The 14,279-nt window shown below is 49.9% G+C and carries 14 protein-coding genes; 5 read left to right on the top strand and 9 right to left on the bottom strand.

Annotated features, from left to right (window positions below):
• The first annotated feature begins 64 nt into the window (after nucleotides 1–64).
• The 5 genes from K4H28_RS13485 to K4H28_RS13465 are packed head-to-tail and all read left to right on the top strand — an operon-like array spanning nucleotide 65 to nucleotide 6,403.
• Entirely contained in the window at nucleotides 65–1,264 is a 1,200-nt protein-coding gene (locus K4H28_RS13485) for a TolC family protein (RefSeq protein ID WP_221005667.1), read from the top strand.
• Nucleotides 1,261–1,773 carry a hypothetical protein gene (locus K4H28_RS13480; protein ID WP_221005666.1) on the top strand — a complete coding sequence of 171 codons (513 nt, stop codon included), beginning with the start codon at nucleotides 1,261–1,263 and terminating at the stop codon, nucleotides 1,771–1,773. Before K4H28_RS13485 ends, K4H28_RS13480 begins: the two co-directional genes overlap by 4 nt.
• Nucleotides 1,773–2,858, top strand: coding sequence for an efflux RND transporter periplasmic adaptor subunit (locus K4H28_RS13475; protein ID WP_221005665.1), 1,086 nt, complete (start codon nucleotides 1,773–1,775; stop codon nucleotides 2,856–2,858). The genes K4H28_RS13480 and K4H28_RS13475 overlap by 1 nt, the downstream gene beginning before the upstream one ends.
• A gap of 9 nt (nucleotides 2,859–2,867) precedes the next feature.
• The gene (locus K4H28_RS13470) at nucleotides 2,868–5,990 is read left to right on the top strand and encodes an efflux RND transporter permease subunit (RefSeq protein ID WP_221005664.1); all 3,123 of its coding nucleotides are present in this window, start codon (nucleotides 2,868–2,870) and stop codon (nucleotides 5,988–5,990) included.
• Between the two features lie 38 nt (nucleotides 5,991–6,028).
• Nucleotides 6,029–6,403 carry a hypothetical protein gene (locus tag K4H28_RS13465; RefSeq protein ID WP_221005663.1) on the top strand — a complete coding sequence of 125 codons (375 nt, stop codon included), beginning with the start codon at nucleotides 6,029–6,031 and terminating at the stop codon, nucleotides 6,401–6,403.
• A gap of 246 nt (nucleotides 6,404–6,649) precedes the next feature.
• On the opposite strand, the gene cueR is transcribed toward K4H28_RS13465, so the two are convergent.
• From cueR to K4H28_RS13420, 9 genes are all read right to left on the bottom strand, one after another.
• Nucleotides 6,650–7,045 carry a Cu(I)-responsive transcriptional regulator gene (cueR, locus tag K4H28_RS13460; RefSeq protein ID WP_221005662.1) on the bottom strand — a complete coding sequence of 132 codons (396 nt, stop codon included), beginning with the start codon at nucleotides 7,043–7,045 and terminating at the stop codon, nucleotides 6,650–6,652.
• 48 nt (nucleotides 7,046–7,093) lie between these two features.
• Nucleotides 7,094–9,508 (bottom strand): heavy metal translocating P-type ATPase, encoded by a 2,415-nt coding sequence (locus K4H28_RS13455; RefSeq protein WP_221005661.1) that lies wholly within the window; start codon nucleotides 9,506–9,508, stop codon nucleotides 7,094–7,096.
• Nucleotides 9,509–9,678: 170 nt separating this feature from the next.
• Nucleotides 9,679–9,876, bottom strand: coding sequence for a heavy-metal-associated domain-containing protein (locus K4H28_RS13450; RefSeq protein WP_221005660.1), 198 nt, complete (start codon nucleotides 9,874–9,876; stop codon nucleotides 9,679–9,681).
• 502 nt (nucleotides 9,877–10,378) lie between these two features.
• Entirely contained in the window at nucleotides 10,379–11,011 is a 633-nt protein-coding gene (locus K4H28_RS13445; RefSeq protein WP_221005659.1) for a transmembrane anchor protein, read from the bottom strand.
• A gap of 31 nt (nucleotides 11,012–11,042) precedes the next feature.
• Nucleotides 11,043–11,732, bottom strand: a complete 690-nt coding sequence (locus K4H28_RS13440; protein WP_255573538.1) for a HupE/UreJ family protein — start codon at nucleotides 11,730–11,732, stop codon at nucleotides 11,043–11,045.
• Between the two features lie 84 nt (nucleotides 11,733–11,816).
• Complete coding sequence (locus K4H28_RS13435) at nucleotides 11,817–12,209, bottom strand: hypothetical protein (protein ID WP_221005657.1); 393 nt, start codon at nucleotides 12,207–12,209, stop codon at nucleotides 11,817–11,819.
• A 111-nt stretch (nucleotides 12,210–12,320) separates the two neighbouring features.
• Nucleotides 12,321–13,430 (bottom strand): nickel/cobalt efflux transporter, encoded by a 1,110-nt coding sequence (locus tag K4H28_RS13430; protein WP_255573537.1) that lies wholly within the window; start codon nucleotides 13,428–13,430, stop codon nucleotides 12,321–12,323.
• 10 nt (nucleotides 13,431–13,440) lie between these two features.
• Complete coding sequence (locus K4H28_RS13425; RefSeq protein ID WP_221005655.1) at nucleotides 13,441–13,701, bottom strand: metal-sensing transcriptional repressor; 261 nt, start codon at nucleotides 13,699–13,701, stop codon at nucleotides 13,441–13,443.
• A 120-nt stretch (nucleotides 13,702–13,821) separates the two neighbouring features.
• Nucleotides 13,822–14,274: a chromate resistance protein ChrB domain-containing protein gene (locus K4H28_RS13420; RefSeq protein WP_221005654.1), complete on the bottom strand. Its 453-nt coding sequence runs from the start codon at nucleotides 14,272–14,274 to the stop codon at nucleotides 13,822–13,824.
• Nucleotides 14,275–14,279: the final 5 nt, after the last annotated feature.

Raw genomic sequence — 14,279 nt, 5'->3', positions numbered from 1 at the left:
CTGACGGACTTGCCAATCAGAACGATTAGCTGGTTTTCTATGAAATGATGATAGGTACACCATCATGCAATCAAAACGATTTTATGCGCCCATTTTGTGGTGCACATTCTTTGCGTTGCCAGCGCAGGCTGCAACGATCAAAGAGGCCTTTGCGTTAGCGAGCCAACTCGATGCGCCACTTCAAGCTGCGCAAGAAAATAAAGCGCAAAGTGCACTGCGTAATGCTCAGTCGATGACGCCCGAGCCCATGTCTCTGACGATTTCGGGAACGAATTCGCTGAACGATAATTTATCACCAACCCAAGACACGCGTGAGTATGAGGCTGAGCTGGGAATTCCTTTGTGGCAATGGGGGCAAAAAGAACGCCTCTTGGCGCAATTAAATCAGCAGGCCAGTGTCGAGCAAAGCCAATTGATGCTCAGTCGTTGGGAGCTTGCTGGTGCACTGCGTGAAGCCGTATGGACTGCACGCTTGGCCAAATTAGCGCAAGAAAGTGCTCAGCAAAAGCTACGTGTACTGGAAAAAATAAGCCAAGACTTAGAGCGTCAGCTCAAAGTGGGTGAAGTCGCCCCGTTGGATGTCAATTTGGCACATCAAGCGCAGCTGGAGGCGCAGTTGCAATTAGCGCAAAGTCAGCAGCAGTTTGATGAGAGTCTGCAGCATTTTCAGGCACTAGCAGGTGAAACGCCTTTGCCTGATCAAACCGAGACGCTCTCAGTTTCGCTCGATGTAGCTGCACATCCTCAGCGCCAAGCGTTACAAGCACAGACCGCGTTAGCGCGCGCACAATTGGCGCAAGCGCAATACGATACCCGCGATACGCCAGAACTGGCTTTCAGCCTAACGCGTGAGCGAGGCACAGCCGATGAGCCCTATAAAAATCTCGGCAAAATCTCAGTTCGCATCCCCTTTGGCAGCGAAGGACGCACTCAAGCGCGTGTGACGAGCGCTAATGCCGAATTAATCGACGCGCAAACGCGGTTTCAGCGTACCGAGCGGCAAGTTAGTGCGCAGCAGCAATCGGCTAATCATGCGCTCGCACTCGCTAGGCGGCAATTGCAAATGGCGCAGCAGAGTTTGCAATTGGCCACACAAGCTTGGGTGTGGCAACAACGCAGCTACCGTGCGGGCCAGACTAATTTGGCGAACTATCTGACGGCGCAGGTCGATTTCCTAGAACGCGGCTTTGCCGTGCAGCGTGCTGAGTTAGAACTGGGGCGCGCCAATTCACGACACTTACAATCTATTGGGGTATTGCCATGAAGCTTATTTTTATATTGATCTACAGTCTGATACTCAGTACTGCAGCTTGGGCGCATGGTGATGATGATCATGATGCTACACCGCAAGCCGCACCGACGCAGCAAGCCGTATCCAGTTCTGAAAGTGCATCGAGTGATTTTGAAGTGTTAGCTCAGATGGACGGCGAAACCCTCACAATTTATCTCAATCGTTACGCCGACAATCAACCCATCAACAATGCCACCCTCGAAGTGGAGAGCGGTGCATTTAAGGCCAAACTCAAAGCGGTAGCCTCAGGGGTTTATCAAGCGCCTGCCACGCCCTTGGCTAAAGTCGGAGAGCATCCGCTCATGATGACGCTGATCGCTGGTAAGCAGTCCGATTTACTGGAAACCACCTTGAAAGTCGCGGCACCTGCGGTTGCGACTGCGCCGCAAACTCACATTCAATCATGGCTATTGATCGGTGGCGGTGGCTTAGCTCTGGTACTAATGCTGGTGGCGCTGCGCCGCAGTGGAGGAAATAAATAATGAAATTCAATGCAATGATTCTTAGCCTAAGTATTTTATTCATTCCAATGGCGACATGGGCCCATGGTGATGACGATCATGCGCATGATGAAGCGCCAGTTGTGAATACGGCGAATAAACCGCAGCGACTACCGGATGGTCGGGTGTTTGTTCCTAAGCTCACCCAATATCAGCTTGGTATCAGCACACAGTTGGCACAAACCAGTTCGGCCGCAAAAACCATCGAACTCAACGGCCATGTGGTGATGAACCCGAATTATGGCGCGCGCGTTCAAGCTAGTAGTGGTGGACGAGTAAACGCACCTGCAGGCGGTTTACCGCTACTCGGTAGTCGCGTCAAAAAAGGGCAAATTCTGGCCTTGATCAAACCGGCGCAAGGCAGTTATGACGTCGCGCAGCAGCAAGCCGAGTTGGCTGAAACACGCGCTAACTTAGCGCAAGCCGAGCAAACTTTGGCGCGTTTACGCCAATTGGAAGGCTCGGTCCCACGCAAAGAGATTGAGGCCGCGCAAGCGCAGCTCAGTGCAGTGCGTGCTCGCAGTGCCGCTTTATCTATGGCCGGTAATGGCGAAGTATTGCGCGCCAGTTTGGATGGCGTGCTGGCCAGTAGCAATGTGGTGAACGGTCAAGTGATTGACCCTGCCACCGTCTTGTTTGAAATCGTTGATCCAAAAGGTTTTTTGATTGAAGCACTGGCTTACGAGCCGTCCATGATTACGCAAATTGAGAGTGCAGCCTTGAATGGCGTCAAGTTGCGTTACTTGGGCGGTGCCAGCGCTTTGCGAGATGGTGCTTTACCGATGTTATTCGCGCCGAGTGAAGCGATGCCGTTGGCCTTAGGGCAAGTGGCCAAAGTCGTCGCCAATACCCGAGAGCAAACGCGGGGTGTCGTCTTGCCCGCCAGCGCCATTGTCAAAAACTCCAGCAATCAAAACGTGGTCTGGGTGTTGGAACAAGCGCAAGTGCTGCGCGCCGTGCCGGTGCAGCCGATGCCGCTCGATGGTCAGCGCGTTTTAGTGGGTCAGCTCAAAGACGGTCAGCGCATCGTGGTGCAAGGCGCCAATCTGATTAACCAAATTCGATAGGGAGGCATCATGTTTAGTTGGATTGTGAATGCCAGTTTAAAAAACCGGCTGTTTGTGGTCGCCATTGCGGTGATCATGATGATTTATGGTGGCTACACCGCCAGTAAAATGCCGGTGGATGTGTTTCCAGATTTGAATAAACCGACGGTGACCATCATGACTGAAGCGGGCGGGATGGCGCCCGAAGAAGTCGAGCAATTGATCAGTTTTCCGCTGGAAACATCGCTTAATGGCATGCCAGGCGTCACGAGAGTTCGCTCGGTATCGGGCGTGGGATTGTCAATTATTTATGCCGAATTTGCTTGGGGTTCGGATATCTATCGCAATCGCCAGTTGGTTGCCGAACGATTAGCCGAAGTAAAGTCACAGCTTCCTGATGGGATTAGTCCGACAATGGGCCCGATTTCATCCGTAATGGGTGAAATTATGCTGATTGCTTTTCCGATTGTGGATCAAGGGCAAAATCAGCAGGCCAATCCGCAGCAAGGCATGGCGGTGCGCGAGTACGTTGATTTTGTATTACGTCCTCGCTTGCTCTCGATTCCCGGCGTGGCGCAGGTGATCCCGATTGGGGGAGAGGTGCGTCAATTTCGTGTCGAACCCAATTTGGCCATGATGGCGCAATTATCTATTGGGTATGAGGATATAGAGAAGGCAATCAATGGCTTTTCAGGCAATACAAGTGGTGGGTATTTGGAGCAAAACGCGCGCGAGTATTTGATTCGCAATGTAGGGCGCACCACCAAGCTAGAAGACATGCAAAACCTCGCGGTCAAGGTCAACAAAGGTCAGCCGGTGCTACTCAAACAAGTGGCCGAGGTGAAGTTTGCTCCAGCCTTTAAGCGCGGCGATGCGGGTTTTGGTGGCCAGCCGGCGGTGATTGTCGGCGTGCAAAAACAACCGACCGCCGACTCGGTGCGGGTGACGCGTGAGGTTGAAGCAGCGTTAGCCAGTCTGAGCAAATCATTGCCGGCGGGTGTCAGCACGCCCAAAGTCTCGTTCCGTCAGGCCGATTTTATTGAAGCCTCTGTCAATAACGTCGAAGAAGCGCTGCGCGATGGCGCGATTATGGTCGCGGTGATTTTATTTCTGTTTTTAATGAACACCCGAACCACGATTATTTCGCTGACGGCAATTCCTTTGTCGTTAGCGCTGACCTTTCTCATCTTCAAGGCGATGGGCTTGTCAGTCAATGTGATGACCTTAGGCGGCTTAGCGATTGCGATTGGCGAGCTGGTCGATGATGCCTTGGTGGACGTTGAAAACGTGTTGCGGCGCTTAAAAGAGAAAAAGCCACACGGCATGCTGGCATCGATCAAGGTGATTGCCGATGCTTGTAATGAAGTGCGCTCGGGCGTTGTCGTAGCAACGATGGTGGTGGTATTGGTATTTGTGCCGCTGTTTGCCTTGCCGGGGATGGAGGGACGTTTGTTTGCGCCATTGGGCATCGCTTATATCACCTCTATTTTGGCCAGTTTATTGGTTGCGCTCACAGTAACGCCAGTGATGTGTTACTACCTGCTTCCCAAGATGAAGCAGATCGAGCATGGCGATTCAAAGCTCGTGCAATGGCTAAAGCGCCACGATCAGCGTTTGCTGGAGGGCGCATTTGATCGTGCACGTGGACTGCTGGCTGGTGGCGTGTTGATGCTGGTGGTTGCGATAGCGAGTCTGCCGTTTTTGCCGCGCGCATTTTTGCCAGCGTTTAACGAAGGCACTTTGCTGGTGAGCCTGTTGCTCAATCCGGGTACGTCGCTCGCCGAGTCCAATCGGATTGGACAATTAGCCGAAACACTGGTGCAGCAAGTGCCTGAAGTAGAAAGCGTCGGTCGCCGTACGGGCCGAGCCGAGTTGGATGAGCATGCTGAGGGCGTGCATACCAGCGAGCTGGATATTGACTTGAAAGCATCAGATCGACCACGAGATGTAGTCTTGGCCGATATTCGGCAACGATTATCCAGCCTGCCAGCCACCGTGATGTTGGGACAACCGATTTCGCATCGACTCGACCATTTACTCTCTGGCGTTCGGGCGCAAATTGCCTTGAAAATTTACGGTGATGATCTCGACACGTTGCGAGCTCAAGCCGCTGACCTGCAGCAAAAGCTGTCGGGCATTAAAGGGCTGACCGATTTGCAAATTGAAAAGCAAGTTTTGATTCCACAAATCAAAGTGCAAATTGACTACGACCGTGCTGCGCAGCTCGGCGTTGCGCCGGGTACTTTACTCAAAACGCTAGAAGCCTTAAGCGAAGGCGATACGGTGGCGCAGATTGTGGATCAGAACAAACGCTTTGATCTGGTGATCCGCTTGCCGGATGCGGCAAGGGATGCGGCGGGTTTAGCCAATATCTTGATCGATACCCCGCATGGCAAGGTACCTCTGTCGCAAGTGGCGACGATTGAGGAAGGCGATGGCCCGAATCAAATCGGTAGAGAAAATGGTCGGCGGCGCATTGTTATTTCGGCCAACACCGATGGCAGCGATATGGCGCAGATCATCGCCCAAATGCGCGGCGTCTTAGCGACAAACACCATGCCGGAAGGTTACTTCGTCAGTCTAGAAGGACAATTTCAAGCCCAAGAAGACGCGACGCAACTGATCGCATTGCTATCGCTCTTATCGCTGGCGTTGATTTTTATGGTGCTGTACACGCGCTATCAATCTGCGGTTCTAGCCACGATTATTATGGCCAATATTCCAATGGCGCTCATCGGCAGCGTGGTGGCGATGTGGCTCGGTGGCATTACGCTGTCTGTCGCGTCGATGGTGGGCTTTATTACGCTGACCGGCATTGCCACTCGCAACGGCATTTTGAAAGTCAGTCACTATATCAATCTGTGCAAGTTCGAAGGGGAAACCTTCAGCAAAGAGATGATCGTGCGCGGCTCATTAGAACGGTTAACGCCGGTTTTAATGACCGCATTGACCGCTGCGCTGGCCTTAACGCCACTGCTGTTTGCTGCCGATGCGCCGGGTAAAGAAATTCTTCATCCCGTTGCGGTGGTGATCTTTGGTGGATTAATCAGCTCAACCCTGCTCGACACCCTACTCACGCCGCTGATGTTTTGGTTATTTGGCAAAAAGCCTTTGCAACGCTTGGTGAATGAACAGAGCGAAACGACGTTTTAAATTTTGCCTTACGGGCATTGATGACTCAAGGAAAAAGTATGAAAAAAATATTACTCGCATGCAGTTTGGTTTTGTCGTTCAACCTAGCTTTGGCCGATGGCGAAATGAAGCCGCAACATCAAGGCGTGATGGCCGAAGCAACAACTGGCACTCGTGCTGAACTCAGCACCCAAGGCAATATGTTGATGGTGTACCTCACGACGCACAGTGACCAAGCGATTCCGACTAAAGGCGCGGTGGCCGAATTAACTTTACTCAATGGCAGCGACAAACAAACCGTGAAGATCGCACTATCAGGCGATAATTCTTTTATGGCGCACGGCCCATATAAAGCCAATGCAGGTACGAAAGCCTTGCTGAAGGTCACTCTGCCTGGCAAATCAGCCGAGCAATTTCGTTTCTATTTGAACTAAGTGCAATGGGTATTGCCATCATGCTATTTAAAATAAATATTTATATGGCAATACCCGGGCCAGTCTTATGAAGGCATGATTTTGTCTGAAAAATGTAAGCAGGTTTACGATTCCAAACCTAAAGGGCGATAAAACAGAGAGGTAACAGCGCAACTGTTAACGCCTACTTTTTAGCCCTAACAGATCTCAGGGCTGGCGAAAATAAAGGCTGAGGTTTAAAAACATCGCAGCTAGCGTGTCCTATATTCAAATTGAAGGGGTTGATAGTGACTTTAAAATCGGGCAGTTCGGATCTTCACTCCCTGGGCAGATATCGATTAATTGCTCTAAGGTTTGTTTCATTTGCTGCATTGATTCAATTTTGGCGTTAAGTTCTTTGATGTGCAACTCTGCAAGCATTTTCACGTCAATACTGGCGCGATCTTCCTGTTTCCATAGCTGCATTAATTGGCCGATTTGTTCGAGTGAGAACCCCAAAACGCGCGACTGATGGATAAATTTAAGCTGGCTAAGATCAAAGTCGCTAAACATCCGGTACCCTGCGGAACTACGACCTTGGGGTTTGATGAGGCCAAGACTTTCATAGTGCCGAATCATTTTGCTGCTAAGCCCACTTAGCTGGGCGGCTTGCCCGATATTCATTGCAAATCCTTTACATAAAAAGGTGGCTAAGCTACCTTTCTGTTAGCCTTAGGCTTTGGGTTTCCAGTTCCTTAATAATAAGGCATTGGATACCACGCTCACACTTGAGAATGCCATCGCCCCACCTGCAATCATCGGATTGAGCAATCCAAACGCAGCCAGAGGAATACCGATTACATTAAAGATGAATGCCCAAAACAGATTTTGGCGAATTTTACGATAAGTCAAACGTGATATTTCAATCGTTTGACTCACCAGTTGCGGATCTCCTCGCATCAGCGTGACACCTGCTACATGCATCGCCACATCGGCACCGGTACCCATTGCAATCCCGACATCGGCTGCTGCCAGTGCAGGCGCATCATTCACACCATCGCCGACCATTGCTACCACTTTACCTTGCGCACGAATCGCTTCGATGTGCGCGGCTTTTTCGTGTGGCAAGACTTCGGCAATCACTTCATCTAGGTTTAATTGCTCAGCAACCCGTTGTGCTGCAGCGCGGTTATCACCCGACAACATCAACGTTTTCACACCCAAGGCCCGTAGTTGCGAAATCGCATCTTTGGCTGTGGCTTTGATGCCATCACTAAAGGCCAGCATACCGATCAAGGCCAAATCGTGTTCACGCGCTAACCATGAAACGGTAAAACCATTGCTCAGTGCTTGATCGTGAGCTGTTTGCATGATGCTCAGATCAATCCCTTTTTCCTGCATCAGGCGTTGATTACCCAGCAAGTAGCGTGTACCTGCAATATCACCTGCAATGCCGCGGCCAGGCAGCGCTTGCAGATTATCGGCTTTGAGTGGCTGAGCAACATCGGCTTTGGCAATCACAGCTTTGGCCAATGGGTGCTCACTACCACGTTGCAACGCTGCGGCTAATTCCAGCATTTCAGCCTGCTCGCCATCTTGAGCAGTAAGTTCAGCTAGGTGAGGTTTACCCTCGGTCAAAGTCCCTGTTTTATCAAACATCACCACTTGTACTTTATGAGCTAGTTCCAGCGCTTCGGCGTCTTTAATCAAGATCCCGAATTTGGCTGCCACTCCCGTACCCGCCATAATCGCCGTCGGTGTTGCCAAACCGAGCGCACATGGACATGCAATCACCAGTACCGCCACTGCATACAAGATGCCGCTTTCAGTACTACCAGTCCAGTACCTCCAGCCCAGTAAAGTCACCAGCGCAATCACTAAGACGACGGGCACAAAGACTGCGCTAACTTGATCAACCAGACGCTGAATCGCTGCTTTACCCGCTTGTGCATCTTCCACCATGCGAATAATGCGAGCGAGCGTACTTTCACCACTTAAGGCGCTGGTTTCAACCAATAACACACCATCATGGTTAATTGCACCGCCAGTGACTTTGCTGCCAACTTCCTTGGTGACCAGCACACTTTCACCAGTGAGCATCGATTCGTCGTGCTGGCTTTCACCTTCTCGCACCACACCATCGACAGGCACTTGTTCACCCGGCAGGATCACAACCAGATCACCCAACTGTACATGTTCAAGTGCTACTTCAATATCTCGTCCGTTTTTACGCACTCGGGCGACTGATGGACGTAATGCCTGCAAGGCCTTAATTGCTGCCGTAGTCTCATGTTTGGCGCGGGCCTCCAACCATTTACCCAGTAACACCAGCGTGACGATCACCGCACCCGCTTCAAAGTACAACGCACCTTGGCTAGCATCAAATAACCAGTGATATAACGACAAACCATATGCAGCACTAGTACCGATTGACACCAGCAAATCCATATTACCGCGCAGATTGCGTACAGCATGCCAGGCTGAGCGATAAAAGCGTGCGCCTAGCCAGAATTGCACAGGGGTAGCGAGCAAAAACTGCACCCACGCCGGCAGCATCCAGTGCACACCAAAAGGCTCGGCCAACATCGGTAAGACCAATGGCAATGACAGTAAAGCACCTATGGCGATCGGCCAGAAAGGAGAAGACTTCGCGTGTGATGGTGTCTTTTCTGTCTCTGCCGTCATCAAACTGGCTTCATAGCCCGCCCCGGCGACGGCATCAAGCAGCACGACAGGATCAACGCCTGATTGAAGTATAACTTGGGCGGTTTCAGTGGCTAGATTCACTGAAGCAGAAACAACACCGTCCGTAGCCAACAAAGCACTTTCAATCCGGCCCACACAACTCGCACAGGTCATGCCACTGATACTGAGCTTGATCGTCTGCTTGGCTTCGACGCTTGGCGCATCGGCCAACTTAGCCGAATAACCTGCTTTCGCCACTGCCTCGAGCACACGAACCTCATCGAGCCCCGCTTTGAATTTAACCTGCGCCGTTTCCATCGCCAGATTAACTGCTGCACTGATTACGCCCGGTGTTGCAAGTAGTGCCTCTTCAATATGAGCCACACAACTTGCACAGCTCATACCATCAATATCGAGCCTTAATTCCCGATCTGCGTTTAACGCTAAAGTAGAGCTTGTCATGATGAGACTCCTTGTTTGTTGTCGATGAATGTAGTTTCAGCCTTCCTATCATGGGAAGGTCAAGTATGTTTTTTAGGCTCTATTCACAAGAATTCATCGCCAACTAACCGCTAAAACGAAGAAAAGCCCTGTGCATGCACAGGGCTGGGAAGGAATGACACCTCACAAGATCATAAAACCGTAGTGGGATAGCCAATTTGATTGAGTGTCTCTCGAATCTCAACCAGTGAAGCATCGCTCTTCACTTGAATGATACCCGCTAGACGATCAATGGCGATTTCAGCTGCATCATCCAGCGCCTTGAGAGCATTGTTAATTTTAGCGACACAGCTACCACAACCAATTTTAGCGACTTTAAGGGAATACATAATTTGCTCTCCATTTAGAATCGATCAACGTTGACCGTGAATGAACGATAAAGCTTGCTACGATGGCAAGGTCAATCGGTCATGAGAGTTTTTTTAAATTTATGACCAACAAATATCGCATTGTTTTTTTGAATAAGTGGGTTAACTGAATGTCGGCTTTGGACGAGCAGCACTAGCATGGCCCCAAAAAATGAAAGGCCGCAAACTGATGGATTGCGGCCTTTCATTTTTCAGCCTTGGGCATCGACAGATCGGCCTTAGCGGACTAAAGCAATAAAATGACGAGCAACTTAAGCTCGCCATTTTTACTTCATCAAACTAACTGGCTTTAGTCGTGACTATGTCCATGTGCTTCTTTTTTAGCAGCATCTGCGTCACTGTTACCGCAAGCGGTAGTCATACCGATCAATAAAGCCAAGATGCTGAAACGAATTATTTGAGTCATGGTTTTCATTGTTTAAATCCTCTTATAAATTGAATTTGTTCGCTGATCCGCTGCGGGTTACATCATTTTTTTGATGGATTGATAGTCGCCATTGGTTGTCAGCGTGATTGTCACATTCGCTTCTGAACGATTGCGCCAGAACCAACCATGTTTGCCATCAAACGCAGCTTCAAGAATGCCTTCCTTGCCTGCGATTTGTTTTGCTTTGCCGTAACCGTGATAGAAACCTTCAGGTGGATTAATTGGGTCGCCATGCGCATCGACGTTGACCAAGCCACCCACGCTGCGCCATGAGTAAGTGACTTTTGCTCCTTTTTTCATGTCCAATTTGATTTCAGTGGCTTCGCCAGGCTTAAGCATGACCACCGTTTGATCGTTCCGAATTGCGCGATTGGTTTCTGGTTCCGCTGGTACTTCCTCCGCAGCCGCCGCTTGGACTGTGGATTGCAATGGCGATTTGGCTTCTTTAGCTGCATCTTGTTCTGCTTCAGCGGCCAAAGATTGCTTTATTTCGCCCATTTTCTTTAAGCCCAGCGTGTTGCCAATCCCGGTTGGGTCAATGCCATATTCAGCAGGAAGCACAACGGTAATGAGTAAAGCAATTGCTGTCGTTAGTGCCAGCGCGGTTGAACGAAGTAGTTTTTTCGAGCTCGGTAATTCGGCGCGAGTCGGCATATCAGTGTTGTACATAATGAGTTCCTTGAATTGATTCGAAAGTGGCTTACGCCACAAAATAGCCGGTCAATTGCATACCGATGAGGATGAAACCTGCACACATCATGGCGATATTGGCGGTATAGGCATGGCGCAAAAAGCTCGCACTACGTCGCCAGTAATTCATCACAATCAGGATGGCAAACAAGGCGAGAAGCTGGCCAATTTCAACGCCAATATTGAAGGCGATTAGATTCGGCCAGAGCCCATCTTTGGAAATTTCATACTCCAACACTTTGGTCGCTAAACCAAAACCGTGAAAGAAGCCAAAAATCAGCGTGGCGGCCTTGGGGTTAGGCTGAACGCCAAACCAGCGCTGAAACGCGCCGACGTTATCAAGGGCTTTGTAAACGACCGAAAGACCAATAATGGCATCTATTAAATAGCCACTGACAGTGGTGCCAAGATACACGCCGAGCAACATGGTTGTGGAATGTCCAATGGCAAAGAGGCTGACATACAGGCCAATGTCTTTGAGCTTATAGAGGAAAAAAATCACCCCGAATAAGAACAAAATATGGTCATAGCCAGTGATCATATGTTTTGCGCCCAAGTAAATGAACGACAAAAAATGAACACCGGTAATTTCCGCGATATAGCCTTTGTCGCCTTCAGCGACACCATGTGCGTGTGCGCCTGCGGCCATCAAGAATAGGCAGGCGAATACCAGCCACATCAACGCGGCAGGCGAACGCATGCTCGACAGCCCGTTTAAACGATTCTGATACATAGAGAACTCTCAAATGAATGATTAACTAAACCGTCTTATGGACGGCGTGTGTTAAGCGATTGCTTTGAGACGAGGTGGGCGTTCAAGTCGATAGCTGGGTGCTGGATAATCAGCAGCGTGCTGTTGCTGCTGCCAAGCTATCTGAGGAAGGTGTATTGAGGTTTTTGTTTCTAAGAGAATTTGCGATAAATCGTGGTCGTGATCAAAGTTCGCATGCCCATGCACATGGCCGGTAGCTTGTTCTGCAACGTCACCATCGTGGTGGCTGTGACCATGCTCATCAAGATCAACTGCCAGTTCAGAGTGGCGCTGCTGCTCAACTTGCTGCGTGAGGATGGGTGAATGAGAGAACGACACTATGCTGGCGATTGGCAGCCACGCGCACAGCAGCATGATGAGCATCACGAGCTGTTGTTTGCGAGGAATAAAAATTGCGCGGTGCATGACTAGGGTCGATTCAACTCAATAAATTGCGATGGCATAACTTCAGTTTACCATCGAAGTTGTTCATATATGCTCATGATCATGCAGCCAAACTAGCTATTTCTTGCTAACTTAAGGCAAATTGATCCAGCCGTGATAACCCACATATAAACCCACCAGCATAATCAGTCCACCCGAGAAATAAGGTGCTTTACGTGCAAACTCGCCAAATCCACTCCAGCGCTTAGAAACGTGTTTTACACTTAAGGCCGCAAACACACCAGACGCAACCAAAGTGATGGCTAAACCAATACTGAAGCCCATTACCAGCGTGGCACCCAACGCGATTTTTTTAAGCTGCAAGCACAATAACAAGACCGTAATCGAGGCAGGGCAAGGGATCAAGCCTCCTGTTAGGCCAAATACGACAATTTGCCCTGTCGTTACATTTTGATTGGTAAAACGGCGGCGAATATCGTTGGCATGCGCTAATTCGTGCGGGTCTTGATAGCCGGGTGCGGCCATGTCCAGTTGCTCATAGTCAGCAATAGCGTGATGAGCATGCTCTACATACTCCACATCATAATCATGACTGTGATGGCCGTGTCCTAGACTTAAACGAGCGACAAACTCATGCGGCTCAGGAATTTCTTGCTCTGACTCTAAAAAACCATCCCGTTGTACGAAAGTGAAGGCGTGAATGCGGCCATCAGAACGCTCAGTTTGAATTTTGACTTGGTTTGCTGCCCATCCATGACCGCCTTCAGCAAAAAGCTGAAAACGTGGTGGCACGCCGTCTTCAAAAATTTCTAGTCGTACTATGCCGTGTCCGGTATCAATTCGTTTAGTTTCATCATGCCCGTGATGATGGTCGTGGTCATGTGAATGCTCAGCAGCATCTTGTTGATTACGCCATGTACGCCAAATCATCCATAACGCAGTCGCAATAATAATTATTGCTGATGCGATTTGCAGATAGGGCTCACTGGTTTCTGCGCCCCAGCGTTGCCCAAAATACATCCCACCTAAAGCAATAATCCATACTACTGCCGTATGAGAAAGTGTTGCCGCCAAACCGAGCAAAACGGCCTGCTGCCAAGTGCCACGAACCGCGACGATAAAGGCGGCCATCATAGTTTTAGAATGACCGGGCTCTAAACCGTGCAAGGCACCTAATAAAATGGCACTTGGGATAAATAACCACGCATTGCCCTGCTGAAGAAAGCTGGTAAATTCAAACACGCTGCAATCCTTATAGGTATTTTGTAATCGCTTTGAATTCGCGAATGGCATCCACGCTTTGATCTTGCACTGCGTGTTCAAGGCAATGGTCGATGTGATCATGCACCAAAGTTTTTTTGGCGTTACTCACCGCGCTTTCAACTGCCTGCAATTGCTGGGCGATTTCCAAGCAACCACGCTCACTCTCTATCATCGCGATGACGCTATTGAGATGGCCTGCTGCGCGCTTCAAGCGCTTAATGATGTCGGGGTGTGATGCGTGTGTGCCCATGGTTCTTTATCCTATCCTAGGGGATAGGATGTTAACGCTCAGCTGCTAGCCTGTCATCTACAAGTTGAAGTGCTAAGTGAAGTTTTTAGTGCCAAGCATTTTTCAATGCTCGGCACACCATTACATTTTGGGAGGCCAGTTGTGTGTTTCACTCTGGCAATGCTGACACCACGCATAGAGTGCGTCATACATCACCATGCCATGCTTGAGCATTTCATGGTCGTTGCTAAAAGTTTGCGACAAGCCCAGTGATAGTGCGTACAAGCCTGCCGATTGCGGAGCCAAATCGAGGCGCGAGGTATCAGCACCCCGCACAATGACGGCCAACTGCTGCAAGGCAGGCTCATCCAGTTTGTACTTGCTAAGAAAAGCATCAAAGCTGCATAGCTCGCCCACATGCGTGAGTTCTACATGTGGCACGTCATAGGGGATCGCGCCTGTTTCAGCCGCCACCCGCAAAACGTCAACAGAAGGTACATATAAAAACTCAGCATCATGGTCAATAAAACGAGCGATTAACCAAGGACAAGCAATGCGATCAATCTTTGGACGTTCACGGGTAATCCACTGCATCGCGC

It is taken from the genome of Deefgea tanakiae (genome assembly GCF_019665765.1).
GTDB lineage: Bacteria > Pseudomonadota > Gammaproteobacteria > Burkholderiales > Chitinibacteraceae > Deefgea > Deefgea tanakiae.
This window is presented reverse-complemented; position numbering and strand designations above follow the sequence as displayed.